The sequence below is a fragment of the Jujubicoccus corallicola genome (genome assembly GCF_047345645.1).
Taxonomy (GTDB): Bacteria; Pseudomonadota; Alphaproteobacteria; order Rhodobacterales; family Rhodobacteraceae; genus JBLEFH01.
The window spans coordinates 1-26,567 of the sequence record NZ_JBLEFH010000002.1; the positions used below are offsets into that span (position 1 = coordinate 1).

22 protein-coding genes, 1 tRNA gene and 2 pseudogenes are annotated in these 26,567 nt (G+C 61.9%); 15 read left to right on the forward strand and 10 right to left on the reverse strand.

Annotation, left to right across the window (positions count from 1 at the left end; translation table 11 throughout):
• Window positions 1-420: 420 nt before the first annotated feature.
• The 5 genes from ACMA5I_RS02750 to ACMA5I_RS02770 all read right to left on the reverse strand — a co-directional run bounded on the left by ACMA5I_RS02750 (window position 421) and on the right by ACMA5I_RS02770 (window position 5,593).
• On the reverse strand, window positions 421-2,604 hold the full coding sequence (locus ACMA5I_RS02750) for a xanthine dehydrogenase family protein molybdopterin-binding subunit (protein ID WP_525884706.1): 2,184 nt from the start codon (window positions 2,602-2,604) through the stop codon (window positions 421-423).
• Entirely contained in the window at window positions 2,601-3,569 is a 969-nt protein-coding gene (locus ACMA5I_RS02755) for an FAD binding domain-containing protein (protein ID WP_525884707.1), read from the reverse strand. The genes ACMA5I_RS02750 and ACMA5I_RS02755 overlap by 4 nt, the downstream gene beginning before the upstream one ends.
• Entirely contained in the window at window positions 3,569-4,072 is a 504-nt protein-coding gene (locus ACMA5I_RS02760; RefSeq protein WP_525884708.1) for a (2Fe-2S)-binding protein, read from the reverse strand. The genes ACMA5I_RS02755 and ACMA5I_RS02760 overlap by 1 nt, the downstream gene beginning before the upstream one ends.
• Before the next feature lie 203 nt (window positions 4,073-4,275).
• Window positions 4,276-4,836: a type 1 glutamine amidotransferase domain-containing protein gene (locus tag ACMA5I_RS02765; protein WP_525884709.1), complete on the reverse strand. Its 561-nt coding sequence runs from the start codon at window positions 4,834-4,836 to the stop codon at window positions 4,276-4,278.
• A gap of 421 nt (window positions 4,837-5,257) precedes the next feature.
• Entirely contained in the window at window positions 5,258-5,593 is a 336-nt protein-coding gene (locus ACMA5I_RS02770) for a nuclear transport factor 2 family protein (RefSeq protein WP_525884710.1), read from the reverse strand.
• Between the two features lie 245 nt (window positions 5,594-5,838).
• Between ACMA5I_RS02770 and ACMA5I_RS02775 the strand changes: the two are divergent.
• Both ACMA5I_RS02775 and ACMA5I_RS02780 read left to right on the forward strand, forming a co-directional pair.
• A pseudogene (locus ACMA5I_RS02775) lies at window positions 5,839-6,432 on the forward strand (IS3 family transposase); the annotation flags it as partial.
• A gap of 285 nt (window positions 6,433-6,717) precedes the next feature.
• Window positions 6,718-8,826, forward strand: a complete 2,109-nt coding sequence (locus ACMA5I_RS02780) for a catalase (RefSeq protein ID WP_525884711.1) — start codon at window positions 6,718-6,720, stop codon at window positions 8,824-8,826.
• A gap of 48 nt (window positions 8,827-8,874) precedes the next feature.
• On the opposite strand, the gene ACMA5I_RS02785 is transcribed toward ACMA5I_RS02780, so the two are convergent.
• Together ACMA5I_RS02785 and ACMA5I_RS02790 are read right to left on the reverse strand one after the other, a co-directional pair.
• Window positions 8,875-10,116: a cation:proton antiporter gene (locus ACMA5I_RS02785; RefSeq protein WP_525884712.1), complete on the reverse strand. Its 1,242-nt coding sequence runs from the start codon at window positions 10,114-10,116 to the stop codon at window positions 8,875-8,877.
• A 1-nt stretch (window position 10,117) separates the two neighbouring features.
• On the reverse strand, window positions 10,118-10,633 hold the full coding sequence (locus ACMA5I_RS02790; protein WP_525884713.1) for a DUF421 domain-containing protein: 516 nt from the start codon (window positions 10,631-10,633) through the stop codon (window positions 10,118-10,120).
• 172 nt (window positions 10,634-10,805) lie between these two features.
• Here ACMA5I_RS02790 and ACMA5I_RS02795 point away from each other — a divergent pair, with 172 nt between their 5' ends.
• From ACMA5I_RS02795 to ACMA5I_RS02850, 12 genes and pseudogenes are all read left to right on the forward strand, one after another.
• Complete coding sequence (locus ACMA5I_RS02795; protein ID WP_525884714.1) at window positions 10,806-11,249, forward strand: MgtC/SapB family protein; 444 nt, start codon at window positions 10,806-10,808, stop codon at window positions 11,247-11,249.
• Window positions 11,250-11,259: 10 nt separating this feature from the next.
• The gene (locus tag ACMA5I_RS02800; RefSeq protein ID WP_525884715.1) at window positions 11,260-11,997 is read left to right on the forward strand and encodes a Crp/Fnr family transcriptional regulator; all 738 of its coding nucleotides are present in this window, start codon (window positions 11,260-11,262) and stop codon (window positions 11,995-11,997) included.
• Window positions 11,998-12,196: 199 nt separating this feature from the next.
• Entirely contained in the window at window positions 12,197-13,654 is a 1,458-nt protein-coding gene (locus ACMA5I_RS02805; RefSeq protein ID WP_525884716.1) for a glycosyltransferase family 2 protein, read from the forward strand.
• Complete coding sequence (locus tag ACMA5I_RS02810) at window positions 13,651-14,619, forward strand: glycosyltransferase family 2 protein (protein ID WP_525884717.1); 969 nt, start codon at window positions 13,651-13,653, stop codon at window positions 14,617-14,619. The genes ACMA5I_RS02805 and ACMA5I_RS02810 overlap by 4 nt, the downstream gene beginning before the upstream one ends.
• 32 nt (window positions 14,620-14,651) lie before the next feature.
• Entirely contained in the window at window positions 14,652-15,671 is a 1,020-nt protein-coding gene (locus ACMA5I_RS02815) for a glycosyltransferase (RefSeq protein WP_525884718.1), read from the forward strand.
• Window positions 15,668-16,765 carry an acyl-CoA dehydrogenase family protein gene (locus ACMA5I_RS02820; RefSeq protein ID WP_525884719.1) on the forward strand — a complete coding sequence of 366 codons (1,098 nt, stop codon included), beginning with the start codon at window positions 15,668-15,670 and terminating at the stop codon, window positions 16,763-16,765. The genes ACMA5I_RS02815 and ACMA5I_RS02820 overlap by 4 nt, the downstream gene beginning before the upstream one ends.
• The gene (locus tag ACMA5I_RS02825) at window positions 16,762-17,466 is read left to right on the forward strand and encodes a PIG-L deacetylase family protein (RefSeq protein ID WP_525884720.1); all 705 of its coding nucleotides are present in this window, start codon (window positions 16,762-16,764) and stop codon (window positions 17,464-17,466) included. Before ACMA5I_RS02820 ends, ACMA5I_RS02825 begins: the two co-directional genes overlap by 4 nt.
• Window positions 17,466-18,029, forward strand: coding sequence for an SAM-dependent methyltransferase (locus ACMA5I_RS02830; RefSeq protein ID WP_525884721.1), 564 nt, complete (start codon window positions 17,466-17,468; stop codon window positions 18,027-18,029). The genes ACMA5I_RS02825 and ACMA5I_RS02830 overlap by 1 nt, the downstream gene beginning before the upstream one ends.
• Window positions 18,026-19,621 carry a DUF892 family protein gene (locus ACMA5I_RS02835; RefSeq protein ID WP_525884722.1) on the forward strand — a complete coding sequence of 532 codons (1,596 nt, stop codon included), beginning with the start codon at window positions 18,026-18,028 and terminating at the stop codon, window positions 19,619-19,621. The genes ACMA5I_RS02830 and ACMA5I_RS02835 overlap by 4 nt, the downstream gene beginning before the upstream one ends.
• A gap of 23 nt (window positions 19,622-19,644) precedes the next feature.
• Complete coding sequence (locus ACMA5I_RS02840; protein ID WP_525884723.1) at window positions 19,645-19,851, forward strand: UTRA domain-containing protein; 207 nt, start codon at window positions 19,645-19,647, stop codon at window positions 19,849-19,851.
• Window positions 19,852-20,087: 236 nt separating this feature from the next.
• A pseudogene (locus ACMA5I_RS02845) lies at window positions 20,088-21,151 on the forward strand (IS3 family transposase); the annotation flags it as partial.
• A gap of 210 nt (window positions 21,152-21,361) precedes the next feature.
• Window positions 21,362-22,515 (forward strand): IS3 family transposase gene (locus tag ACMA5I_RS02850; RefSeq protein WP_525884724.1). Its coding sequence is split into 2 segments (ribosomal slippage): window positions 21,362-21,629 and window positions 21,629-22,515, totalling 1,155 coding nucleotides; the frame shifts between segments, so codons are not numbered across the junction.
• A 1-nt stretch (window position 22,516) separates the two neighbouring features.
• On the opposite strand, the gene ACMA5I_RS02855 is transcribed toward ACMA5I_RS02850, so the two are convergent.
• The 3 genes from ACMA5I_RS02855 to ACMA5I_RS02865 form a co-directional block, all read right to left on the reverse strand.
• Window positions 22,517-22,846 carry a type I restriction-modification system subunit M N-terminal domain-containing protein gene (locus ACMA5I_RS02855; RefSeq protein WP_525884725.1) on the reverse strand — a complete coding sequence of 110 codons (330 nt, stop codon included), beginning with the start codon at window positions 22,844-22,846 and terminating at the stop codon, window positions 22,517-22,519.
• 588 nt (window positions 22,847-23,434) lie between these two features.
• Window positions 23,435-23,524 (reverse strand) — tRNA-Ser (locus ACMA5I_RS02860).
• Between the two features lie 66 nt (window positions 23,525-23,590).
• Window positions 23,591-25,105 carry an AAA family ATPase gene (locus ACMA5I_RS02865; protein WP_525884726.1) on the reverse strand — a complete coding sequence of 505 codons (1,515 nt, stop codon included), beginning with the start codon at window positions 25,103-25,105 and terminating at the stop codon, window positions 23,591-23,593.
• Window positions 25,106-25,158: 53 nt separating this feature from the next.
• Between ACMA5I_RS02865 and ACMA5I_RS02870 the strand changes: the two genes are divergently transcribed.
• On the forward strand, window positions 25,159-26,490 hold the full coding sequence (locus ACMA5I_RS02870) for an aspartate aminotransferase family protein (protein WP_525884727.1): 1,332 nt from the start codon (window positions 25,159-25,161) through the stop codon (window positions 26,488-26,490).
• Window positions 26,491-26,567: the final 77 nt, after the last annotated feature.

Genomic DNA, 26,567 nt, shown 5'->3' on the forward strand with positions numbered 1-26,567 from the left:
ACCACGCCCACCACGTCCTCGGCAGCATGCCGACACCCGATCATACCACACTCGCCACGCTTAAAGGCGATCAAGTCGAACAAAGCATGCCGCGCCGCCGCAAGTCTGCTTCGAGCCCAAAATTCAGATTGCCGCGCGCAACATGAATGTCTGCTCCTTAACCTGGCAAGGAAATGTCAAGATTGGATTTGTGCTTGTCGAAGGTTTTGGTCAAATTTTTCCTGGGCTCACGAGTTCCGGCCGGATTGTTGCTAAGCCCTGTGCCAGTTGACCGCACTGATGCCTGTTCGCCGTATGGATTGTGCTCCTGCGTGATGTCCTTGCAGTTGGGATAATCGAACTGTCGTCGTTCTGTCGGCTGCACCGCATTTCTCGAGAGATGCCGATTTCTTCGCCTCCGGGACATATCGACCCCCGTCGTCACATCCCGGCGATCACCTTGTCGAGCGTCGCCGGATAATCCCGCACGCGCACGCCGGTGGCGTCATGGATCGCATTGGTGATCGAGGCCGCCGCGCCGCAGATGCCCAGCTCGCCAATCCCCTTGGCCTGAAGCGGATTGGCCCATGGGTCGCGCTCCTCCAGCAGGTCCACCGTGATCTGCGGCACGTCCGCGTTGACCGCGACATGGTACTCGCCGAGATCGTGATTGACGATATGGCCGTCGCGCGGGTCGAAGGCGAGTTCCTCGGTCAGCGCCATGCCGATGCCCCAGACCATGCCGCCGAGGCATTGCGAGCGCGCGGTCTTGGCGTTGAGAATCCGGCCTGCCGAGAACGTGCCGTGCATCCGCCGCACCCGCGTCTCGCCGGTCACGGCGCTGACCGCAACCTCGGCGAAATAAGCGCCGTAGGTCGCCTGGCGGGTCTTTTCGCCCGCCTCGCCCGGCTCGATGTGGCCTTCGGCGGTCAGGGCGCCGCCGTCGAGGATATCTTCGAGCGGCGTGGTGGTATTTGCGTAGATTGCCGAGCCGTCCTTCAGCGTCAGATCGTCGTCCTTGCAACCCAGCTGACGGCATATCTGCCCGCGAATGTCCTCGCAGGCGAGAAACACCGAAGAGCCGCTAGACGCCGCGCCCCAGGAGCCGCCGGAGCCGGAGGCGGCTGGCAGCCGGGTATCGCCGAGCGTCACCGTCACGCGCTCGACCGGCAGGCCCAGCATCTCGGCGGCGATCTGGGTCAGGATGGCATATGTCCCGGTCCCCAGATCGGTCATGTCGGTCTCGACCGTCGCTTTGCCGTCCGCGCCGAGCGTCACCCGCGCCCGCGATTCCATCAACATGTTGACCCGCACCGCCGAGGCCATGCCCGTGCCGATCAACCACTCCCCATCGCGGGTGCCGCCGGTCTTGCGATCAGCCCAGCCAAATTTCTCCGCTCCGCGATCCAGACAGTCAGCGAAGCGGCGCGAGGAGAACGGCTTGTCGTTCTCGGGATGATCTTCGGGGATATTTCGCTTGCGCAGCTCCAGCGGGTCGATCCCCACCTCATGGGCCAACTCGTCCATCGCATTCTCGAGGACCACGATGCCGATGGCCTCGCCCGGCGCGCGGACGGAACCGGCACAGGTGCGGTTGACGCGGGCAATTTTCTCGCTGATCTCGCGGTTCTCGCCGCGATAGAGGAAGTGGGTGGCCTGCCCCACCGGCTCGGAAAAGCTCTCGCCCGGCAGGTTGGAGACCAGCGATTCCTGACCGATCCCGGTCAGCCGACCATGCGCATCCGCAGCAAGACGGATGCGCTGGCGCGATTCCGACCGGCGCATGACGGCCTCGAACACCTGCGGACGGGTCAGCGCGACCGAGACGGGGCGCTGCAACTGCCTGGCCGCGATCGCCGCCGCCACCGCCTCGGGCGCGATGCCGAGCTTCGAGCCGAAGCCGCCGCCGACGTAAGGCGACAGGATGCGGATGTTTTCCGGGTCGATGCCGAGGCTGTCGGCCAGCTCGTTGCGGTTGAATTTCAGCATCTGGTAGCTGCCGCGCAGGGTCAGCTTGTCGCCGTCCCACTCGGCGATGGATGCGTGCGGCTCCATCGCGGCGCTGTTATGGCCGGGGGTGCGGTAGATGACGTCGACACTGTGCACGGCGTCCTTCATCGCTTGGTCGAGATCGCCTTGGCTGGTGCCGTCGGGGCTTTCGACTTCTGTACGGTCCGCTTCGGGATCGACCGCCGCCGCCTCGTTCTCGATCTCGATCACCAGGGACTGCGCACCGTGCCGGGCCTGCTCGAACGTCTCGGCCACGACCAGGGCGATTGGTTGGCCGAAATAGGCCACGTCGGACGGACCCTGCACCGGCGCCTCGTTGGCGGTTCCCTGCGCGGGATTGCGCAGCAGACGTTCGTCGGTGATGACCGCGAGCATGCCGTTCCTCGCCTCGACTGCCTCCGCATCCACGCGCGAGACGCGGCCCTTTGCAGCAGTTGCGCGCACGAGCACGCCGTGGGCGAGGTCGTCGACGGCGTATTCGTTGGCGTAGGTGGCGCGCCCCAAAACCTTGAGCGGACCATCGGGGCGGTCGAGCGGCTGGCCGATCACACCCTGCGCCAGGTTATCGAGGCGATTGCGGTTGTCGGGTTCGTCCATCTTCAGATGCGTGGTCATTTGGTGGCCTCCTCCAGCACGGCGATCAGCGTGCGGCGCGCGAGCGGTATCTTGAAATCGTTGCCGCCATGGCCCGCCGCGTCTTCCAGCAGGATATCGGCGGCTTTTTCGAACAGGGCGGCGGAGGGCTCGGCGCCGACCAGCGCGAGGTCCAGCGCATCGTTGCGCCACGGGCGCGGTGCGAGACCGCCGAAGGCAAGTGCCGCATGGGTGATCTTGCCGTCCTCCATCCCGATCACGGCGGCGACCGAGACCAGCGCGAAGGCATAGGACGCCCGGTCGCGCACCTTGCGGTAGATTTGCGTCGATGCGACAGGCGCGGGCAAGGTCACGGCGGTGATGAGCTCACCGGGTTTCAGTATGGTTTCATGCTGCGGGGTGTCGCCTGGCAGCCGGTAGAAATCGTCCAGCGAAACACTGCGCGCGCCGTCTTCGCCTTCGATCTCGACCTGTGCTTTGAGCGCCAGCATGGCCACCGCCATGTCGCTGGGATGGGTGGCGATGCAATGTTCGCTCGCGCCCAGGATCGCGTGGATGCGGTTGAAGCCCTCCATCGCACCACAGCCGCTGCCGGGGTCGCGTTTGTTGCAGGGCATGGCGGTGTCGTAGAAATAATAGCAGCGGGTGCGCTGCAGCAGGTTGCCGCCCGTGGTCGCCTTGTTGCGAAGCTGTCCGCTTGCCCCGGCCAGCAGTGCCTTGGCAAGCACCGGATAGTTCCGTCGCACGGCCTCATCGGCGGCCAGATCGCTGTTGGTGACAAGCGCGCCGATGCGCCGTCCGTCGTCCGACGTGGTGATCTGGCCCAGATCCAGCCGGTTGATGTCCACTAGCGTATCGGGGGCCATCACCTCCAGCTTCATCAGGTCCAGCAGGTTGGTGCCGCCCGCAATGATCGTGGCGCCGCGGGCCGCTGCGCTGATGGCGTCTTCCGCCGAGGCGGCGCGCTTGTAATCGAACGGTTTCATTACTTTTCCTTCCAGACCTCGCGGATGGCGTCGACGATGTTGGGATAGGCGGAGCAGCGGCAGAGATTGCCGCTCATCCGTTCCGAAATCTCGACGTCGGTCAGCTCCGGCGCAGATGTCACATCGTCGGTGACATGGCTGGGCCAGCCCGCTTTCGCCTCCTCCAGCATCGCGGTGGCCGAGCAGATCTGCCCGGGCGTGCAATAACCGCACTGATACCCGTCATGTTCGACGAAGGCGCGTTGCAGGGGCGAAAGGTCGCCCGGCTCGCCCAGCCCTTCGATTGTCGTGATCTCGTCACCGTCATGCATGCAGGCGAGCGTCAGACAGGAATTGATCCGCCGCCCGTTCACCAGCACGGTGCAGGCCCCGCATTGGCCGTGATCGCAACCCTTCTTGCTGCCGGTCAGTCCCAGATGCATCCGCAGCGCATCGAGCAGGGTGGTGCGCGGATCGGCGTCGAGCGCGCGCGCCTCGCCGTTGATCGTCAGGTCGGTTTTCATCCGCTTACCCCCAGCCGTGGATCAGCACGACGTCGGGGCCGTCGCCTTCGACATGGATATGGATTTTCCTTCCGTCATTCGCGGTGGTCTGGGGCATCGGTTGTCTTCCCTATCTGAGAGCTTTGTCGCGCGATCTCGGTGAGCGCGGCACGGACAAGCGCTACACTCCGATCCGAGATCCGGCCGGAATGCCGCACCGGGCGTCAGACGGCACTGCGCTGATGGCGGCCCTCTTTCACTTCTTCGATGATCTTGGCGCAAAAGGCATCGAGATCGCCGGGGTTGCGTGAGGTGATGAGCGCCTGGTCGACGACGACCTCGCTATCTTCCCAGTTGCCGCCCGCGTTCTTCACGTCGGTCTGGATCGACTGATACGAGGTCACGTTGCGCCCCCCGATGACGCCGGCCTCGACCAGCAGCCAGGGCGCGTGGCAGATCGCGGCCAGGGTCTTGCCCGAATTGAAGAAGTCGTGCACGAACCTGACGGCCTTCTCATTGGTGCGCAGGATGTCGGGGTTAATCTGTCCGCCGGGCAGCACAAGCGCGTCGAAATCCTCGACCCTCGCATCGTCGAGGGCAAGATCGACGTCGATGCTTTGGCCCCAGTCGTCTTCGTCCCATCCCTTGATGGAGCCGCTTTCGGGGGAAATTACGGTGATCGTCGCGCCCGCCTCTTCCAGCTGCCGTTTCGGTTCGAACAGTTCTGACTGCTCGAACCCATTGGTGGACAGAATTGCAATTTTTGCGTCTTTGATGTCGGTCATGTCGAATTTCTCCGTTCGGTTTCGATACGTGATTCCGACATCCACACCACACGGGGCGTCGGTGTCGCATTATCGGAATGATCGTTCCAAATATAGAACCGTGTTGTCAACAAGCTTTCGACTTGATCGCCAAAGCAGTCATTGGGCACGCAGGGACGAAAGTCCGCTTCGTCCGCATCTGTGAACTTGACCAACCCTAGATTTTGCGCTTGCAGCGAATGACCGCAAAGTGGGCTGCGACCACAGGATCCGAGCGCACGGCCGAGTGACCGCAATGGGCCGATCACCGTCCGCAGGCTTGGCGTGCCAGGGCGAGGTGCATGCCGCGCCGCCGCAAGTCTGCTTCGAGCCCAGACTGACCGATGCTGCAACTTGCGCTAAGGACTACTTTCAAGATGGGGCGACGTGCGTTGAGTACCTGTCAGCAAGGTGTTCCTTGATGAAACCGAAGTAGCCAGCGACTGCCCTCTTTGACCCAAAGCGACGAGCGGCGTCCGACTTCGACTTCATCACCATATCTTACCTCACTCGTGTAGGTCGCAAGAGCCACATCGGCAGCGACCAACTGCACCGAATAGTCGGGCAGAGGTAAAGATGCTCTGATTTCGGCTTTTTGATCGGGATCAAACAGCATTTCCGCCCGTTCATATCTGCGCCCCGACCTACCGAACTCCACGAACTCCGAAGAAAATGTTTGATCCATTAGTATCGGATCAAAGCGTGTTTCAGCCCGCCAAAGCGTTTCTTCTAACGCCATGAGAGCGGCTCTGTCTTCTGATGATAAAGTCACGAGCTCCCTTCCCATCGAAATTTCACAGCGCGAGAGTTCCAGATGAATGCAGACATATCAATTCGAATGTTGAATGTCCGCTCTGTCCGCACAGATGACCTTCGAGTGTGATATCTCGAGTGGTCAACATGATCGTCTGACCGGACAATCTTATTAAGATCACCCGACCAATGCTCAGAGAACTGGGTGGGCAGTCACTTGAGATTTTGCACGTGGGCCGCCATCGCGTGCGCCGACTGATGGCGAAGATGGGGCTGGAGGCAATCTACAAGCGCCCCAGAACCAGCCAGCGGCATCCGCAGCACCCGGTTTATCCGTATCTGCTGAGGAAAATGCAGATCGACCGACCCAACCAGGTCTGGTGTGCGGATATCACCTTCGTGCCGGTCAAGAACGGCCTTTTGTATCTGCTTGCCATCATGGATTGGGCCACGCGCAAGGTGCTCAGCTGGCGGCTGTCGAACACGATGCATGCCGACTTCTGTGTCGAGGCTCTGAACGAGGCCATCGCGAAACACGGCCCACCGGAGATCATGAATACAGATCAAGGGTCGCAGTTCACGGGATCAGCCTGGATCGCGACGTTGACCGAGGCAGGCGTGCGCATCTCGATGGATGGGCGCGGCCGTTACCTCGACAACATCTTCATCGAGGGCCTCTGGCGAAGCCTGAAACAAGAGGCCATCTCCCTTGAGGAAATCACCGACGGCTTCCAGGCGCGGCGCGTCGTTAAGGACTGGATGGCCTTCTACAACACCAAGCGGCCCCATTCCGGGCTTGATCGGCGGACGCCAGACGACGCATATTGGGCAGGCTTGGAAGAGCAAAAAGCAGCATGAAACCTAAACCCGATACACCTTAGAAACGCTGCAAACCTGTCCGAAAGGATAGGACCACTTCAGTTCCGACGCTCGAGACAAGCTCGGACGTTCGTTTGAGGTCGCAGACGGCTTTCAATCAGATTGGTAGGCATGACTTTACGTCTCGTCGCATCAATCTAGATGGAAGCTATGGAATATTAACCGGCGTAGGATCTGCGTTGGTCGATATTATCCTGTCTGCGCGCGCACCAATCCCCTGGAGAAGCACAAATGTCTGAAAAATCACTGCAATTTCGTCCCTCAATCGAGACCCAGAAATCAAATGAGACGACTGAGCGTCCCAAAAAAACGGGGCAGGGCGGCGAAACGCATCAGCAGTCATCTGATGGCGCGCGTTTGACCACAGCGCAGGGTGTGCCGGTTTCGGACAATCAGAACACGTTGAAAGCGGGGCCGCGGGGTCCAGCCTTGCTCGAGGACTTCCATTTCCGCGAGAAGATGTTTCATTTCGACCACGAGCGTATCCCCGAGCGGGTGGTGCATGCCCGGGGCTATGGCGCGCGGGGATATTTCGAGACAACCGACGCGATCCCGGAGCTTACGTCCGCGCATCTTTTGCAGGAGAATGGCCGCAAGGTGCCGGCATTCGTCCGGTTCTCGACCGTGGCGGGCAACAAGGGGTCGATGGATCTGGCCCGCGATGCACGCGGATTTGCCGTGAAACTCTATACCGAGGAAGGCAACTGGGATATCGTCGGCAACAACATCCCGGTGTTCTTCATCCAGGACGCGATGAAGTTTCCCGATCTGGTGCATTCGGTCAAGGAAGCGCCTGATCGCGCCTTTCCACAGGCGCAATCGGCGCATGACAACTTCTGGGATTTCATCTCGTTCATGCCCGAAGCCATGCACATGGTCATGTGGACCATGTCGGACCGGGGCATTCCGCGGTCGTTCCGGTTCATGGAGGGGTTCGGAGTTCACACATTCCGGTTCGTCAACGCGGAGGGGGAGAGCCATTTCGTCAAGTTCCACTGGAAACCCAAGCAGGGTCTGCAATCGGTCCTGTGGGACGAGGCGGTCAAGATCAATGGCGCCGATCCCGACTTTCACCGACGCGACCTGTGGGGAGCCATTCAAGCGGGCGATTTCCCGGAATGGGAACTGGGCGTGCAGGTGTTTGACGACGCCTTTGCCGACACGTTCGACTTCGATGTGCTGGATGCGACCAAGTTGATCCCCGAAGAGGACGTGCCCGTGCGTATAATCGGGCGGCTTGTGCTGGACAGCGTGGTCGACAACTTCTTTGCCGAGACGGAACAGGTCGCGTTCTGCACCCAGAACATCGTGCCGGGCGTCGACTTTACCAACGACCCGCTGCTGCAGGGGCGGAATTTCTCCTATCTCGACACACAAATGAAACGTCTGGGTGGTCCAAACTTTACCCATATCCCCGTCAATGCGCCGAAATGTCCCTTTGCGCATTTCCAGCAGGACGGCCACATGGCGATGCACAACCCGGCGGGCCGCGCCAATTACGAGCCGAACAGTTGGAAGGATGGCGGCCCCCGCGCCGATCCGGAGAGCGGTTTCACGTCGTTCCCAGAAGCCGTCGAGGGTGAGAGGCGCAAGGTGCGTGCAGAGCTGTTCGCCGATCACTACAGTCAGGCGCGGCAGTTTTACCAAAGCCAGACCGAGGTGGAGCAGGGCCACATCGCCGACGCGCTGATCTTCGAGCTGTCGAAATGCGAGGTGCTGGACATCCGCGAGCGTGTCGTGGCGCATCTGCCGAACATCGACCCTGATCTGGCGCAGATGGTCGCAGATGGGCTGGGTTTTGACAAACTGCCCAAGGCCCACACGCCCCGGCGCGACATGGTCGAGGGTCTCAAACCATCGGACGCGCTTTCGATCCTCAAGAACGGGCCGGACAACTTCAAGGGCCGCAAGCTGGGGATCCTCGCGACAGACGGGATCGACGGTGATCTGCTGGCTTCACTTCGAGACGCTGTAAAGGACGCGGGCGGCATGGTCGAGATCGTCGCGCCGACCATCGGCGGCATCAAGACGTCCGATGGTAAACGCGTGCCGGCGGATCAGAAAGTCGATGGCGGGCCATCCGTGCTCTATGATGCTGTCGCCGTGATGGCATCGGAAGACGGGATCAAAAAGTTGAAGTCCATGCCCCCGGCCAAGGGCTTCGCTGCCGACGCGTTTGCACATGCGAAGTTCATCGCCCTCGCTGGTGAAGCCGAGGAATTGTTTCACGCAGCAGGAGTCGGCGATTTCGATGACGGCGTATTCCGGATTGCGAAAAAGGGCGACTGTGCGGCTTTCATCAAAGCTTGCGGGAAACTGAGATTCTGGCAGCGCAAATGAAGAGCTTCTTTGCCGCTAGTGTGTGACCGGCGGCAAGAGACCCGACGATCAGCGCCCGATCCTATCCATACTCCAGCCCACCGAGAAACCATGTAGGATGGTGGACAGGAAGATCGTCAGCGCGGTGATGATCCACAGGTCAGAGAGATGTGGCAGATCGGCATGGCTGGTCGCATAGGCCAGATAGTAGATCGATCCGATCCCGCGCACCCCATAGACGGCAACCACCGCCCGGTCGGAACGGGCTAACGCCCTTGCCGTCAGGGATACCCATCCCGCCAGCGGGCGCAGCACCACGATCAGCAGCACCGCGATGGCGACATGGGTCCAGGTCAGGTCCGCTGCCAGAGCGGGGAGCAGGCCACCCAGGGCAATCAGCAGAAGCGCCGTCAGGGCGTGTTCGATAGATTCCGAGAAATCGTGCAAATGCCGATGATAATGGTGTTCGCTCTCGATACGCCTCAGCGACAGGCCCATCGCGGCCACGGCGATGAAACCGTAGCCCTCGACAAGTTCGGTGGAGCCATAACACAGGAACACCCCAGCAATCGCGATCACCCCCGAGCCGGTATCGGCCAGCCGGGTTTCGCGGGGCAGGTTGAACAGGATCTGGCCCAGCAGCCAACCTCCGGCCCAGCCCATCGCGGCCCCGATGGATATCCGGTAGATCACGTCTTCCAGCAGCCAGCGCAGACCCCAGTCGCCGGGGGCCAGACCCTGCGCGATGACGAGCAGGCCGAGGTAGACGAAGGGAAAGGCCAGCCCGTCGTTCAGCGCGGCCTCCGTGGTCAGGGAAAAGCGCACCGGATGCTCCTGTCCCTCTTGGGGTGGTGCGATCTGCACATCGGCGGCGAGAACCGGGTCGGTCGGTGCCAGCACGGCGGCCAGCAGAAGCGCGGCGCCGACGGTCAGCCCACCCAGAACCACGCCCAGGAGCGCGACCGCCGCGATGGTCAGGGGCATCCCGATCACGAGCAGCCGCAGCGTCGGTCCCCATTTTTCCAGCGGACCGAGTCTGTCGACCCGCATGCCGGCGGCGAAGAGCGCGACGATGACGGTGATTTCCGCCACGACCTCCCACAGCAGGGGGGCGCTGCGGGGGTCGGGAGGTGCGGGCAGGCCGGGGACCGTCAGGACGGCCAGCGCGCCCAGCAGGATCATCAGCGGGGCGGCTGCCGGTTCCCGCGAGGAAACCAGCCGCGGAAACCAGCGCGCCAAGATCACGATGCATCCCGCCACCGCGAGGGTCAGGTGATAGGCGCTGAATTCGAAGAAGGCATCAGTTTCCATTTCAGGCGTCGGCAACCCCCTTGAACAGGGCCTCGTCCACATGATCGCCGTGCAGCACCGAGATATCGCCGGTTGTCTCCAGCACCACGGCACGAACGGATGAGAAATCAAGCGCATTGGCCTCCCGCAACTTTGCGATCAGGTCTTCCTCGACAACACGCGTCGCGCGCAAGGCATCGTGCAGGATGACGCCGTCCTTCATCAGCAGGACCGGCGTATTCTGAACCAGCGCGTCGAGTCGCGGCGACCAGCGTCGCAGCCGCGAGACGCCATACTGGACGGCAAAGAGGCTGGCTATCGCCGTCAGCGTCTGAAGAAATCCCGTCCCTTCCTGCGACTGAGACGCCCCGGCCAGAAGCGAGCCCATGGCAACAGTCATGACGAAGTCGAAATTCGTCATTTTCGAGAATGATCTCAATCCCACGATGCGGACCAGAAAAATGATCCAGGCAATACCGATCACGCTCAGTAGCGAACCCTTGGCTAACGCATCGAGTATAGGTCCGTCAAAAAACATCAATGTATCCCTTGTTTGAAGGTTCTTTTTGCATCCAAGACTTATCCGTTCAAACGCGACCATAGCCTCGTGCGGAATACCCCGTTTCAATGCATATTAAATCCACGCAAGGCATTGGGGTTTAAAGAAAGTATATGGCAAGGTTGGCACCAGAACAGGGAGTTCGCGGTTAGTGGTCGATTTCAGTGAATTTATACTTCGCGTCCTTTTTTCTGGGGGGTGTGGGTTAATCGTCGGGCTTGATCGCGAGATCAAAGGAAAGCCTCTAGGGGCGGGTGTATACGTTTTGGTTGCGATCGGCTCTACCGCCCTAATGGCAGTTACCCTCAATTTTGCTCTGAGCAGCATGGCCGAGGATGAGGCCCTCAGTATTGACCCTACCCGCCTTATTCAGGGTATTGTCGGTGGCATCGGGTTCCTCGGAGCGGGCGCGATCATGTCGCCCAGTGACGACGGGCGACTAAAAGGTGTCCGCAGCGGAGCCGCAATCTGGGCTGTAGGGTCAATTGGCATCGCTTGCGGGCTAGGTTTCCTTAAGGAAGCGGCATTTATCTCTGTGCTCATCTTCGTCGTTCTCAATATTTTCGACTATCTTCATATCAGAGGCAACAAATAGGAAAAATTTCATGTCCAGCACATCCAGTTGCCTCGTTACCAAGCTGTCGCATTACGTCTCACTTTCTGAGGCCGATTGTGATAGGTTGGCTAAGCTTGAGAAAGCCGAGCGCATTTTCGATGCAGGACGGGAAGTGTATCAGGGGGGCGACGAGAACAAGGACCTATACGTGGTCAAACATGGCTGGGCCTTCAGCTATACCGATCTGCCCGATGGTCGGCGCCAGATTGTTAAGATCCATCATCCCGGCGACGTCATCGGTTTCCCCGACGTCACCCTCAAGCACTCCACGACCACGCTGCGAACTGTCGAAGAGGTGTGCCTGTGTCCATTCCCGAAATCGTCGCTGGACGAGATCCTGCGCGAGTCTCCGAAGCTTTCAGCACTTCTGCTTTCGATAGCACTTCGCGACCAGGTTGTTTTGATTGATGTTCTCCGCGCAATGGGCCGGATGAGTGCGCAGGAACGGGTCAGCTACATGTTGCTGGATCTCATATCCCGTCTCCGGATCACCAATCCGGGCATGACCGACACGATCCGCCTGCCGATGACGCAGAGCCAGATCGCTGATTACCTAGGCCTGACCAATGTCTACATCAGCAAGACCTTCATCCGGATGGAAGATGATGGCTATATTCACCGCGATCAGGATCGGCTCCAGATCCTTCGGGAAGATGCGATGATCGAACTTACGGATTTCCATGATCGCTATGCCGACATGGATACCTCCTGGTTTCCGCAAGACTGACCGCCGCGGCGGAATTCAATCCAGTTGAAAGCATGGTTTGGCGATGTCCTGCATCTTTGGCACACCCACGTCGGCGACGAATCATCCGAAGTGGGAACCAACTAGTAACGAAGTTTGTTGCACCGTCGGTAGCGTCGAAATCTGACAAGCTACTGATCGAAAAATTTTATTGCTACTTAACTAACGCTTGGGGGCGAATGTGGAACTGCGGGCTGTCATCATCTGGGGAATACTGATTCTGTCTGCCGTCCTCCCGGCGGTCGGTCTGTTCCTCTGTGCGGTCATCATCGTGGTTCAGATCAGTTTGATGGGCCTTCGGCCATTTGTTGCCTGTCTGCCCGCCCGGCTGGCGACGGGTCGGCAGGACTTCGCCAGCCCGCGTTTTTCAATCCATGTCGCGACCCATGCGGAACCGCCCCGGCTGGTGATCCGCACCCTGCGGGCCCTGCTGGGTCAGGATTGGCCGTCGGATGGCTACGAGATCGTCGTGATGGACAACAACACAGCCGATCCCGCGCTCTGGAAGCCGGTGGAGAGGTTTTGCGCCGCGCATCCGGGCCGGATCGCCTTTCTGCACCGGACGGGTGTCAAGGGTGCCAAGGCCGGCGCGCTCAACATCGCGCTGGCGCATACTCGCGACGATGCGACCCATGTGGTCACCGTCGATGCGGATTACGTGGTCGACCGCGATTTCCTGCGCTGCGCGGCGGAGGCGCTGCACCGGACCGGGGCGGATTACGTGCAGTTTCCGCAATCCTATGTCGCCACGACGACCACCGCACCGGGCGTGGATGCCGAGCTTGAGGAATATTTCCGCACCAATGCCGCCGCCGCCGATGAGGCAGAGGCGGTGCTGTTGACCGGCACGCTCTGCGTGATTTCGAAGACTGCGCTGGTTTCCGTCGGCGGGTGGTCGGGCGCCACCACGACCGAGGATGCGGACCTGGGTGTGCGGCTTTGCCACTCGGGCTTCGCGGGCCGGTTCATCAACCGGGTCGTGGGCAAGGGGCTGCTGCCGCTGTCGCTGCGCGATCTCGAAAGGCAGCGCTATCGCTGGTGCAGCGGCAACGTCCAGACCCTGCTGCGGCATGGGCGGACGATCCTCACCCGCGCGGGCGAGTTCGAGCTGCACAAGCGGCTGGTGATCCTCACGCAACTGACTGCATGGTTCAGCCTCGCCCTCGTGCCTTTCGCGCTGCTGACGGTCTGGCTGCTGACCGGGCAGGGGCATACGGTCGCCGCCACGCTGGCTGCGGTGGCCATCCTGCTCGCGCTTTGCGATATCGTTTCACGCGTCGTGGCGCGCGGGTTGCGCGACGGGCAGGCCCTTCCGGTCATCCTCCACGCGCTGGCCTGTCGCATCGCGCTAGCGCCGCAATCGGCTAAGGCGACCTTCGATGCGCTCGCGGGCTGCCGCCTGAAATTCGTGGTCACCGACAAATCGGGCGGCAAGGGTGCCGGTTCTCTGTCCATCTGTCACCTCATGGTTTTCCTCACCGCGCTCCTGGTGCTTCTCGGCGGGCACCCTGCGGAGCCGCTGATCCGCGCCGCGCTGCTGGCGCTCCTGCTGCCGTTGCCCGCCGCGCTGCTGACCGACAGGAGCCTGCGCGCCTATCGCGCCACCATCGCCTCACCTGTGAAGGAGGTTTCCGCATGACATCCGATCCGCTGGCCCCCCTGGTCGATATCGTCATCCCGACCTGGAACCGCGCTCATCTGATCGTCGGGGCCATCCGCGCGGCACTCGAACAAAGCTGGTGGAACATCCGCGTCACGGTGATCGACGACGCCAGCACCGACGCGACCGAAGACGCGGTGCGGTGCTTCCTGGACGATCCGCGTTTCAACTACATCCGGCTGTCGCAGAACCTCGGCACCGCCAATGCCAAGAACGCGGGCCTGCTGCTGACCGCGGGCGATGCGGTCACCTTCCACGATTCCGACGACATCCCGCACCGCGACAAGGTTCTGCACCAGGTGCGCGTGTTGACCGCGCAGGATATCGGTGCCGACGACTGCCTGAACTGGCAACTGGCGGGCAAGGAAGCGGGGCAGCGGCTGGAGGTCAGCGCCGCGCTCACCCACCACGAACTGATCCTGCCGGACGGGCGGCGCGGCGAGATCCGGCGCGACCTTTCCCTGCTCGATGACGTGTTCCCGAACCTTCAGATGGGCGCGCAGGTGCCGGGGGAGTGGACGCACATCAACTCCGGCCTGTTCCGCGCGGATGTGTTCCGCCGTCTCGGCGGGTTCGAGGATTGCATCGAGGAGGACCGCGAGTTCCGCAACCGGCTGATCCTGAACGGCGAGATCGTCTGGATCGTGCCGGAACTGTTGCTGACCAAGATCGAGACGCCCGACAGCCTGACGCAATCGACGGTCTCGGATTACGACAGCGCCCGGCGCAGGGCGGACCGGCAGAAGGTCTGGGCCAAGGTCGAGGTGTGGCGGGAGAACGGCAAGGTGGCCCCGGTGCCGGTGGATATCCCGACCCTCGGCGTCAGCCATGTCAGCCGGCCCGACCTGCTGGCGCGGCGGGACATGCCGGTCACGCCCGCCACGTCGGCCCGGGTCGAGCAAGTCCTCGCCATCTTTCCTGCTACAGGGATGGCCGCGCAATGAAGGCCTTTCGCCAGGAGACAGCGCGCGCGCCCATGGGAATCGTCGATCCGTGCTCTGCCGCGGGTTACGATCTGCCCGACCTCGGGACCGGCGGTCTTGGCGGCACCGAAGCGACGGTGCTGCGGGTGGCCGCTGCACTCGGCTCCCGGTTCGAGATCACGCAGTATCAGCAGGGTCGCACCAACAGGCACCTGTCCGAGGCAGGGACGTTGCGGCCCCTGCAAGACCTCGATGACGCGCAAAACCAAGCCGCCCTGATCGTCATCAACCGGTGGAAGGTGGCGATCAAGCTGCGCAAGCGGCATCCAGCCACGCCGATCTTTCTTTGGCTGCACGTCTATCCCGGTCGTCACAACCGCAAGATGGCCGCGGCGCTGAAGGCTGCCGGCATCACGGTGATCTGCGTGTCCGAAACGCACGCCCGTGCGCTTGCGGGGTTTCTCGGGGCGGAGGATGTGCCGCCCATTCGGGTGATCTACGATCCGCTCGATGACGATCTGCACCCCGACGCCACGCCCCGCGATCCCGACCTGCTGCTCTTTGCCAGTTCGCCCCACAAGGGGTTGGCCGAGGTGTTTGAACAATTCGCCGCCCTGCGCCGTGACCTTCCGAACCTGACCCTTGCCGTGGCCGATCCGGGCTATCTGCGCTGGGATACCGGGCCGGTGCCCGAGGGCGTGGTTTTTCTGGGATCCCTGTCCCATGATGCGCTCATCCGGCAGATGCGCCGTGCGCTCTGCCTGTTCTATCCCCAGACGACATTTGCCGAGACCTTCGGCCTGGTGCTGGCCGAGGCCAATGCGGTCGGCACGCCGGTGCTGGTGCATGATGGGCTGGGTGCCAATGCGGAAATCGTGGCGGATGCCACGCAGCGCGTGGATGGCCATGACCCGGCGCAGATCCTTGGGCGCATTCAGGCGTGGCGGCGTGCGCCGCCGCAGGTCACCGCCAATCCCGCCTTCCGGCTGGGCCGGGTCACCGGGGACTGGGTGCAGCTGCTGGAACACGCCGCTGCAAGGCATCCTGAGATGGAGATGGTAAAGAGCACATGACAGCTTCCAGACCCCTTGCCGAGTTGCCGCTTTCGACCACCGCCGGGCCGGTGCCGTCCGATGTCGCGGAGGCCCTGCGGGCCGCCGCCGCAGAAGAGGAACGCGGCGCGCGCCCGATCGGCCGCTCCATCGATCTGCTGCGACAGACGGACCTTCTGACCGATGACGGCGCGCCAGATCCCGCCCGCACCGCCCGGGTGCTGATGCAGGTGGGCGCTGCGAACCTCGGCGTCGGGAGGCTGTTCGAAGGGCATGTCAACGCGCTGCACCTGGTCCGCCTATATGGAACGAAGGTGCAAGAGGCGCAGGTCGATCGCCAGATCGCCGAGGGTGCCCTGCTGGGCGTCTGGGGGGCCGATGGCGCGGCGCCGGTGACGCTGGATGCCACGGGGCAGCATTTGCAGGGCGGCAAGTGCTATGCCTCGGGGCTGGGCACCGTGACCCATGCGCTGGTCACTGTGGATTCCGGTCCCGAGGTGCGGCTGGCGCTGGTCGATGTGACGGACGCCGCCGCCGCGGACCCGTCCGCATGGGATATGCAGGGAATGCGGGCGACTGCCTCGGGTAGCTTTGATTTTACCGGCCTGCCGGTCGACAGGATCGAATGGATCGGCGACCCCGGCGATTACCTGAAGGAGCCGCATTTCGTCGGCGGTGTTTGGCGGATTGCGGCCTTGCAGGCCGGCGCCACCGTCGGCCTGCTGGACGTGGCCGCGACAGAGCTTCGCGCCGCAGGCCGCATGGCGGCAGAGGCCCAGAGGGGCCGGCTGATGGATGTGCTGATGCGGACATGGGCCGGCATGGCCCTGACCGAGCGCGCCGCCGAAGCCGCTGCCGATCGCCACATCGCGCCGGACGACATCGTTACCACCTCCATCGCGGCCCGGCTCTTTACCGAGGAGGTCGGGCTCTATGCCATCCGGGCCGTCGAGCAGAGCATCGGCCTGCGGCATTTCGAGGCCGGCTCCGAGACCGGACGCATGGCCCGCGATCTGGCGGTCTATCTGCGGCAGGCCGCGCGGGATGCGTTCCTGCAACGCGCGGCGCAGACGGCTCTCGGGGAAGACGGGCGCATCTGGGGAGTGTTCGGATGAATGTCGCGCACCTCCCTTTATTGCCGGACGTGTTCGAGGGCCGCGAAAGCCTCGTCGTCTTGGCCCCGCATCCCGACGATGAATCCCTCGGCTGCGGCGCACTTCTGGCGCGAGGTTTCGCATGCGCCGGCGCGCATGTCATTTGCCTGACGGATGGCAGTGCGAGCCACCCCGGATCTCGCCAATGGACGCCCCGGCGGCTGGCCCGCCAGCGACGTGCGGAGATGGTAGCGGCCATCGAATGTCTCGGCGGTTCCGCGCGCGATATGACCTGGCTGGGCATGGCTGACAGCCGTCTCTATCAGGCCGATGCGACAGAGGTTGCCGCCAGGCTGGAACAGATCATCGAAGGTCATGGCGCGCGCCATGTCTTCGTGCCCGCCGCCGAGGATCACCACGAAGACCACCAGGCGACGGCGCGGTTCGCCGGCGCGTTGCGCCGCCGCCGTCCGGAGTGGGCGTTCTACAGCTATCCCGTCTGGTGCCGCTGGGACAATCCCGATTTCCGCCAGACCGCCACCCGTCACGCCCCGGTGTGCGTGCCTTCGGAGGACCTGCGCGACAGGAAACGCGCGGCAATCCATGCGCATCGAAGCCAACTGGGCAGGGTCGTCACCGATGATCCATCGGGCTTCATTCTTCCGGCAGGGTTCATCGAGAAATTCGTGACCGAAGACGAGATCTTCTGGAGGATGCCGTGATGGGTGTGGGCCGCGATCACCTGCACGCGCTTTATGCCGACACCTCGGACCCTTGGGATTTCGAGCACAGTGGTTACGAACAGGCCAAGTTCGCCGCGACGCGGGCGGCGCTGACGCGGCCCCGCTACGCCTCGGCCTTCGAGCTGGGCTGCGGCAACGGGCAGCTTGCACAGCATCTGGTGGACATCTGTGACCGCTATACCGGCATGGATGCGGTGGCCATCGCGATCGAGGCAGCGCGCCGTGCCGTGCCGGATGCCACCTTCATCCACGACTTTTACCCTTGTCCGCTGCCAAGGGGCGATTTCGTCCTGCTGATCCTGTCCGAGATCCTCTATTTCCTCGATGAGGGCAGCTTGCGCACACTGGCATTGGATATCGCTAGCGCCTGGCCGAAGGCGGAGGTGCTCTGCGTGAGTTGGCTTGGCGAAACTGACCATGATTTGCAGGGCGAAGAAGCGCTGGCGATCTTCACGGCGGCGCTGGACACCCATGAGTTCGATTGCGTGGCGCAGACCGACGGGTATCGCATCGACCGCGGACTGCCGAAGGGCACGACATGACCCGCCCCGCCGCAAAAGACACCGCCATCGTCATCCCGGCCCGCAACGAGGAAGCCCGGATCGGTGCCTGTCTCACCGCCCTCGCCGGACAAGGCAACGCGGTGGTGATCCTGGTGCTCAACAACACCACCGACCGCACCGGCAGCGTGGCCCACGACACCGCCGCGCGGCATGACCTGGACCTGACGGTGCTGGAACGGACACTGGCGTCACGGGAGGGTGTCGGCACCGCCCGGCGGATCGGATGCGATCACGCCCTGCAGACCATGCCCGCGCTGCGCTACCTTTTGACCACCGACGCCGATTGCATCGTCGCCCCGGATTGGATTGCACGAAACCTTGCCCACCTGAAAACGATGGACGCTGTCTGCGGCAAGGTCGATCTGATCGCGGGCGAGGCAGATATCCTCGATGGCATGGACCCCCACCTCGCCGAACTGGAAGGCATCTATAGGGCCCTGGTGCAGGACATCTACGCCCGCCACGCGCCCGGATGTGCGGATATCGGCGACACCCACGGCGAAGCGGCGGGGGCGAGCCTCGGGTTCACACGCGCGGCCTATCTGGCAGGAGGCGGATTCGCGCCCGTTCGTTGCGGCGAAGACCGCCGGATCGTTCGCGCGCTCCGCGCGGCGGGTTGCCGGGTCCGTCACGCCGACGATGTGACGGTGCAGGCCTCGTGCCGCCTAATCGGACGCGCGGCGGGGGGCATGTCCGACGCGCTGAAGGCGCGGATCGGGGACCTGGATTACCTGATCGACGATTGCCTGCCGCCGGCGGACTGGCTGGTCACGCAGGCCAGCGGCAAGACGCTGGGCCCCTGGCCGCCGCAGGTGCCCGCCCGCTTTCGCCTGCATGTGCGGGATCTCCCGCAGCATATTGAAATACTGGAGAAGTTCAGGAATTCGGAGCGGCTGATATCCGCCCCGATAGCTTCGGCAGCAACGATGCCATGTTCCCACCTTGACACGCTGCTGCCAGTCAAGGGGTCAGCAAATGTCTCCGCTGGCCCCGGCATGCGGGCCTGTCCGGTCCCTGTGGATCGTCTGCCCGCACCCACTCAAACAAATGCGTCGGCACTGCCGACCGTGAAAGGAGAGAAGATGACAACGTTGAAAGACCTTTATATCGATGAACTACAGGATCTCTGGTCCGCAAACGACCAGATGTCGAAGGTGGTATCGGCGATGGCCGACAAGGTATCCGACAGCAAGCTGGTCGACCGGTTGAGTTCGGCCAAGGACGGGATCGACCAGCATACCCGCCTTCTGAAATCCGTGCTCGAGGACACCGGTGCCGATGTGAAGAAAGAGCATTGCAAGGGTATGGAAGGGCTCGTGAGGGAGGCCAGGAAGCACGCGCTCGACAGTGACATGAGCGGTGCCGCGCTCGACGTGGCGATCATCGCGCAATACCAGCGCATGTGCCATTACGGCATCGCCGGGTTCGGCACAGCCAAGGCATTCGCCGAGGCACTCGGCAATGATGAGGCGGCGCGCAAGCTCGACAAAGCGTTGGACAACATCTACGGGTCCGACGATTTCATGACCGAGCTGGCCGAACGCTCGCGGAACGTGGATGCGATGGCCTGACGGTGTTGATTTCCGTCGAAGGAGTGCAGCAGGTTATCCGACCCGCCTTGCTGAACGATGAAACCGCTAAATTGTTGAAGGCTGACTCTGGCGACCCCGCCTTGGAAATCACCAGGCGCTATCTATCGCATAGTCGCCCAGTGCTGTTCAGCTTCAGCACCTATCCGGCAGGTCGTTTTGAATATCGTATCACTCTGCGTCGCCAACAGGGCGGTAGCGCTGATGATTGAATGTAAGCTGCAATATTTAGACTTAGCTTTTGCTCAACGACAACGATCGCCGCTTCCCAGCCTAAAGCTGGCCCTCATCCACCGCGCAACATCCGAAAAGATGGGCTTCAAACAGACATACTGCCTCGTGGCACTATTGCGCAGCGCCACTCGTGGGTTGTCCGGCACATACAGAGGTGGTCGCGAGATTTCGGACCAGTTGCTAAGCTGTAGCGACTGACGAAGGAATACCCCAGATGACGAAGCGGAAACGCTATTCGGCGGAGTTCAAGGCCAAGGTTGCTCTTGAGGCCATCCGTGAAGAGTTGACGACGGCCGAGCTGGCCAAGAAATACGGCGTCCATCCCACAATGATCAGCGGCTGGAAGAGAACGGCGATTGAGAACATGGCATCGGCGTTTGGCGGTGCCACATCGGCCGAGGCGGTGATTTCCGAGAGGGATGTCGAGAAGCTGCACGTCAAGATCGGCCAGCTGGTCGTGGAACGGGATTTTTTATCGGAAGCCTCCAGTCTCATCCTCGGCATTGGAGGCAGAAAGCGGTGAAGCGGGACCATTTCGATCTTAGTGTCCGTCGCCAGTGCAGCCTGCTGTCGCTGGCGCGTTCCAGCCTCTCCTATCACCCGCGCGGGGAAAGCGCCGAGAATCTGGCCTTCATGGACATCATCGACCGGCAGTTCCTGGAAACGCCCTGGTACGGCTCATGGCAAATGGCCCGCCACATGCAGCGAGAGGGGTTCAGATGCGGGCGTCATCGCGTGCGGCGGCTGATGAGGCTCATGCGGCTGGTGCCGATCTACCAGGAGCCGAAAACCAGCAAGAAGCATCCCGAGCACAGGATTTACCCGTACCTTCTCAAGGGGCTGTCCATAACCCGCCCGAACCAGGTCTGGTGTACCGACATCAGCTATATCCCGATGCGCCGGGGCTTCTTGTATCTGGTGGCGATCATGGACTGGCACAGCCGGAAAGTGCTGAGCTGGCGGCTGTCGAATTCGATGGATGCCGGGTTCTGCGTCGAGGCGCTGAAAGAGGCGCTGGCCCGATACGGCCCGCCGGAGATATTCAACTCCGACCAAGGCTCGCAGTTCACCAGCACCGACTTCACCAATGTACTGCATGACGCCAAGGTGAAGATCTCGATGGACGGCCGCGGGCGCTGGATCGACAACCGGATGATCGAGCGCTTCTGGCGATCCCTGAAATATGAATGCGTCTACCTGAACGCCTTCGAGACCGGCTCTGAAGCCCGAGAGGGGATCGGCGCCTGGATCACCTATTACAATGAAAAGCGCCCGCACTAATCCCATGGGCTGCTGACGCCGGGCGAGGCATATGATAGTCGGGCTCCGAACCTGAAAGCCGCCGCCTGAAATGAAACCAATGCTATAGCTTAGCCCGGCGGCAAACTGGTCGAAAATTCAGGACCACTGAGCTACCCCCCGAAAATCGGACACTGACGTAAGCTACGATTTGTTGTCTGCTGATCTTCGACGAGAAGGAGATCAGAGATGCCGAAACGGAAACAACACGCGCCCGAGTTCAAGGCGAAGGTGGCGCTTGAAGCGCTGAAGGGGGAGCAGACGGTGGCCGAGTTGGCGAGCCGGTTCGGGGTTCATCCGACGATGATCCACACATGGAAGCGGGCGTTGCTGGAAGGTGCGTCTGGCGTGTTCGAGCGCGGCGGCAGGAAAGCCCCCGAGATCGGCGAAGATCAGGTGAGAGAGCTGCACGCCAAGATCGGGGAGCTGGCTGTGGCCAACGATTTTTTGTCACGAAAGCTCAAACCGTGGACCGGCAAGTGAGGCGCGACATGATTGAGCCGAACAATTCCATTTTGTCCATTGGTCAGCAATGCAGGTTGCTGTCGATCTCGCGCTCGTCATTCTATTACAAGCCTAAGGGCGAGACCGAGCAGAACCTCGGCCTGATGCGGCAGATCGACGAGCAGTTTCTGGAGACGCCGTTCTTCGGTGTCCGCCAGATGACTTGGCATTTGCGCAACGACGGCCATTTGGTGAACGAGAAACGGATACGCCGGCTGATGCGCCTGATGGGGCTGATGCCGATCTACCAAAAGCCCAACACCAGCAGGCCGGCGAAAGAGCACAAGACCTATCCCTATCTGCTGAGAGGCCTTCGGGTGGAGCGTCCGAACCAAGTTTGGTGCTCGGATATTACCTATCTGCCCATGCGCCGAGGGTTCCTGTATCTGGTCGCTATTATGGATTGGCACACCCGTAAGGTGCTGGCTTGGCGCATCTCGAATACGCTGGAGGCGGACTTCTGCGTTGAGGCACTGAACGAGGCCATCCACAAGTTTGGTCCGCCGGAGATCATGAATACTGACCAAGGATCTCAGTTCATATCTTTTGCCTGGACGGATCGACTGCGCCGGACCGGCGTCCGCATCTCCATGGATGGCAAGGGCCGCTTCCTAGACAATATCTTCATCGAGCGGCTGTGGCGATCCCTGAAATACGAGTGCGTCTACCTGCATGCCTGGGAGACCGGATCAGAAGCGAAGGCAGGCATCCGGAAATGGATGACCTTTTACAACAACCAACGCCCACACTCAGCCCTTGGCGGTAGGCCTCCAGCCGTGTTCTATTGGCTGAAAAATGACAAAACCCAACCCGATCAGCAGGGGCAGAGAGTAGCTTAATTTACGCCAGATACTGTCCAATGGATGGGGAGTAGCTCAGCTCGTCCACGATCCGCATCATCTCCCGCGCCTCAAAATGCTTGAAGCGGGACCAGCGCAGATTGTCGTAGGGCTCACCCTTGTCATCCATCCCTTCCGGGAAGATGCGGCGGGACATAGGGATGCCAAGATCCTCGGCCTTGCGCTCCTCGACCGTGTGGAGGTCATCCAGCCGCTTGATGAACATCAGGAAGGTGATCTGTTCGATCACGGAGAGCGGGTTGGAGACCCCGCCGGACCAGAACGCATTCCAGATCTGATCAACCTGGTTGCGGATGTTGCCTGTGAGCATGGGATGCGCCTCTACGTTTTGTTGTGCGGACCCTACCGGTCAAAGCTCTGAATCGGCAAGCGACTAGCCCCGGGTAGTTCGAGCGGGCCTCTCAGCAGGATTGTCGCGCCCTTACTTTATAGCGCCCGACTGAAAACCTGTTCAATCGCAAAGCAATCTGTCACGATTGGATGCAACCGTTTACTTCAGAGGTGCGCACATGCAGCTATCCAAAGCGTTTTGGTGGGTCCTGTTGCTCTTTGTAAGCAAGCGGCACACTGTTCCGTGCGCCAACCCTCTCATCGCAACGTACAATATGGTTCCGTCTGAGGATCCAAAGACTCGGATCCACTATGGCGTCCGCCAAATCGAGCTGTTGCGAGGCGACGGAGGCAGATCACTCTGGATAGATGCGCCGGGACAGCTTGACGAAATCATTCAGGCGCACCTTCCATCTAAAAATATCAGTATGCTCGGACCGGCATCTCGATGACACAGCAAATCGCGAGGCCATCGCATTACGTCGCATCCAAGCGAAAATCGTTTGGCGGGTATTTTGGCGGGTAGCCCGGTTAAATCGCCAAATCTCCCAATGATTTCAAGGGCAAATGGCGGAGACGAAGGGATTCGAACCCTCGATACCGTTTCCGGTATACTCCCTTAGCAGGGGAGCGCCTTCGACCACTCGGCCACGTCTCCGCTGGCCTGTTTATGGAAAGCGGGCGGGCGGGACAAGGGGTTTTTGCCGCAATCTTGCCCGCGTTGTCATTCCTGCGTTTGCGCTTCCAGCGTCAGGCGGGTTTGCGGGTTGGGCAAATCTTCGATGCCGAGCGGCTCTTCGGGGCGGGCGAGGCGGTAGCGGGTGACCCAGATCAGGCGCTCTTCGGCGCGGGTGATGGCGACATAGGCGAGGCGTTGCCAGAGCGGCAGGCCCGCTTCGCTGCGGCCCGTGCGGGCGGCGGCGAAGAGGTCGGGGGCGAAGACCTGCACCTCGGGCCATTGGCTGCCTTGCGCCTTGTGGATCGTGCATGCGGCGCCGTGCAGGAACAGCGCGCCCATGCGGGCGGCGCTGGCGATGAAGGGTTCCTCTTCGTTCGGGTGTTCGATCTGGATGATCGAGGCGGCGTTGACCCGTGGCTCTTCCGCGCCGAGGACATGAAGCTTGGCGAAACCCGGTTTGTTGCCCGCGCCGAGATAGACGACTTGCGCGCCTTTGATGAGCCCGCGCGCTTCCAGGTCGATGCGCCGTTTGCGGTGCTTCATGGGCAGTTCCAAGCCGTCGCAGATGAGCGGCTCGCCCGGCATCATCGCGTCGATGGGGATCTGGTAGGCGGTGCGAAACGCCTGAATGAGCCGCTTGCGCGTGTCGTTGCGCCAAACCAGCACGGGCGAGCGCGCCATCATCGCCGCATCGACCCGCTGCGCGATCTGGACCCGGTCGTCCTTCGCGGCGGCGGCTTCGATCTCCCGCTCGAAGGTGGCGAAATCGAGAGCGGGGTCGGACAGCATATGCGCCAGATCGAGGATCGGGTTGTCGGCGGCCTGGCGGTGGATGCGGGAGAGATGGATCTTCAGCTTGTCCGGCAGATCGTCAAAGGCCATGTCACCGGAATTGCCAACGGGGGCGAGTTGCGCCGGGTCGCCGAAGAGAACAAGCGTCGTGAAAATCTCACGCAGATCTTCAAGCTGCTTGGGGTCCAGCATCGACGCTTCATCGACGAAACCGATATCGAGCGGCTCTTCGCGGCGTTTCCAGCCGGTGATGAAATCCGACCCGCGCAAACCCGCTGCTGCCAGCGCGCCCGGCACGGAGGCATGTTCTTTGTAAAACGCCATCGCCCGGTCAAGCGCCTCGGGCGCGAGCGCGTCGGTCTCCGGGCGCGGGCTTTCCCCCATCAACCACTCGGCGATTTTCTCGTAATCGGCGTCATAGATCGGCGTGTAGAGGATGCGGTGGATCGTGGTCGCCGGCACCCCGCGATTGCGCAGCACACTGGCGGCTTTGTTGGTCGGCGCCAGCACGGCGAAGTTGCGGCTCTTGCGCGTCTTGCGACTCTCAAAATCAGGGGAGACGATCTTCACCCCGATCTCTTTCAACGCCAGCGTGACATTGGCCAGCAGCAGCGTCTTGCCTGAACCCGCCTTGCCCAAAACCGCCAGAACGCGGGCTTTGCCGCTCGCCTCAGGCAGGATCTCCGCGCCGCCCAGATCGACGCCCGCATCCGCCAAAATCGCTTCAATCGCGTCAAATGCACGCTTCTGGTCGGTTGAGTATTCCATATCCTGCCCTGATGGTTCTTATTGGCTTTTAACGAAGCAAGGGAGGGGATGCCATGGGTCAGGCGCATGTGTTCGGGCGGAGTTGCCACGCGGATTTACCGGTGATTGATCGCGGGGAGGGGGTGTATCTCTTCGATCAGGCGGGCAAGCGCTATCTCGATGCCTGCGGCGGCGCGGCGGTGTCCTGCCTCGGCCATTCGGACCCGGATGTGAAAGCGGCCATCGCGGCGCAGATGGACAAAGTGCCGTTCGCCCATACCGGCTTTTTCACCAGCGATGAGGCGGCGCGGTTGGCGGATCTGCTCGTCGATCTCGCGCCCGGTGATTTGAGCCATGTCTATTTCGTCTCCGGCGGGTCCGAAGCGGTTGAGGCGGCGGTGAAGCTCGCGCGACAATATGCGGTGGAGACGGGGCAGGGGCAGCGGACGAAGCTGATCGCGCGGTTGCAATCCTATCACGGCAACACGCTTGGCGCGCTGGCGGCGGGCGGCAATCTCTGGCGGCGTGAGGCGTATAATCCGCTTCTGATCGAGACGTCGCATATTCCCGCCGCCTATCCTTATCGAGGACAGGGGCCGGGCGAGAGTTTGGAGGATTACGGCCAGCGGGTCGCGAATGCGCTGGAGGCGCAGATCGAAGCGGAAGGGCCGGAGACGGTGCTGGCCTTCCTCGCCGAGCCGGTCGTCGGTGCGACCTTGGGCGCACAGCCCGCGCCGCTGGGCTATTTCAAACGCATCCGCGAGATTTGCGACAAATATGGCGTGCTGCTGATCCTCGATGAGGTTATGTGCGGCTCCGGGCGCACGGGCAGCTTCTTCGCCCATGAGCAGGAGGGTATTTCACCCGATATCTGCACCATCGCCAAGGGCATGGGCGCGGGCTATCAGCCCGTCGGCGCGATGCTCTGCACCGGCCGGATTTTCGACGCCATCGCGAATGGCTCCGGCTTTTTCCAGCATGGGCACACTTATATTGCGCATCCGATGGCGATGGCGGCAGCGCGGGCGACGGTTGAGGCGATGGTGGAGCGCAACCTCATGCCGCAGGTGCGCCAGACCGGCGCGCGGTTCGCCGATGCACTGACGGAGCGGTTCGGTCAGCATCCCCATATCGGCGATATTCGCGGGCGCGGACTTTTCTGGGGGATGGAGTTCGTGGAAAACCGTGAGACGAAAGCGCCCTTCGATCCGGCCCGCAAGCTGAACAAAAAGGTCAAAGCCGCCGCGATGGCCGAGGGGCTGATGTGCTATCCGATGGGCGGCACGATTGACGGGCGGCAGGGGGATCACGTCCTCTTCGCGCCGCCCTATATTTTCACCGATGCGCATATCGACGAGGCGGTCGAAAAATTTGCCCGCGCGTTTGAAAGCGCTTTGGCGAAATAAAGACGTCGTTTCATGTCACAGATAAGCGGCTCTCTTCTTTCTATTTTCGCCCAGCACTTGCCGTAGGGGCCGCGCGG

Bases quoted from the DNA above. Each gene is read 5' to 3' on its own strand.
- ACMA5I_RS02855 (WP_525884725.1), bottom strand. From the start codon at position 22,846: ATGCTCACAGGCAACATCCGCAACCAGGTTGATCAGATCTGGAATGCG.
- ACMA5I_RS02765 (WP_525884709.1), bottom strand. From the start codon at position 4,836: ATGACCGACATCAAAGACGCAAAAATTGCAATTCTGTCCACCAATGGG.
- ACMA5I_RS02830 (WP_525884721.1), top strand. From the start codon at position 17,466: ATGGGTGTGGGCCGCGATCACCTGCACGCGCTTTATGCCGACACCTCG.
- ACMA5I_RS02865 (WP_525884726.1), bottom strand. From the start codon at position 25,105: ATGGAATACTCAACCGACCAGAAGCGTGCATTTGACGCGATTGAAGCG.
- ACMA5I_RS02790 (WP_525884713.1), bottom strand. From the start codon at position 10,633: ATGTTTTTTGACGGACCTATACTCGATGCGTTAGCCAAGGGTTCGCTA.
- ACMA5I_RS02870 (WP_525884727.1), top strand. From the start codon at position 25,159: ATGGGTCAGGCGCATGTGTTCGGGCGGAGTTGCCACGCGGATTTACCG.
- ACMA5I_RS02835 (WP_525884722.1), top strand. From the start codon at position 18,026: ATGACCCGCCCCGCCGCAAAAGACACCGCCATCGTCATCCCGGCCCGC.
- ACMA5I_RS02750 (WP_525884706.1), bottom strand. From the start codon at position 2,604: ATGACCACGCATCTGAAGATGGACGAACCCGACAACCGCAATCGCCTC.
- ACMA5I_RS02800 (WP_525884715.1), top strand. From the start codon at position 11,260: ATGTCCAGCACATCCAGTTGCCTCGTTACCAAGCTGTCGCATTACGTC.
- ACMA5I_RS02780 (WP_525884711.1), top strand. From the start codon at position 6,718: ATGTCTGAAAAATCACTGCAATTTCGTCCCTCAATCGAGACCCAGAAA.
- ACMA5I_RS02785 (WP_525884712.1), bottom strand. From the start codon at position 10,116: ATGGAAACTGATGCCTTCTTCGAATTCAGCGCCTATCACCTGACCCTC.
- ACMA5I_RS02755 (WP_525884707.1), bottom strand. From the start codon at position 3,569: ATGAAACCGTTCGATTACAAGCGCGCCGCCTCGGCGGAAGACGCCATC.
- ACMA5I_RS02810 (WP_525884717.1), top strand. From the start codon at position 13,651: ATGACATCCGATCCGCTGGCCCCCCTGGTCGATATCGTCATCCCGACC.
- ACMA5I_RS02760 (WP_525884708.1), bottom strand. From the start codon at position 4,072: ATGAAAACCGACCTGACGATCAACGGCGAGGCGCGCGCGCTCGACGCC.
- ACMA5I_RS02820 (WP_525884719.1), top strand. From the start codon at position 15,668: ATGACAGCTTCCAGACCCCTTGCCGAGTTGCCGCTTTCGACCACCGCC.
- ACMA5I_RS02825 (WP_525884720.1), top strand. From the start codon at position 16,762: ATGAATGTCGCGCACCTCCCTTTATTGCCGGACGTGTTCGAGGGCCGC.
- ACMA5I_RS02815 (WP_525884718.1), top strand. From the start codon at position 14,652: ATGGGAATCGTCGATCCGTGCTCTGCCGCGGGTTACGATCTGCCCGAC.
- ACMA5I_RS02770 (WP_525884710.1), bottom strand. From the start codon at position 5,593: ATGGCGTTAGAAGAAACGCTTTGGCGGGCTGAAACACGCTTTGATCCG.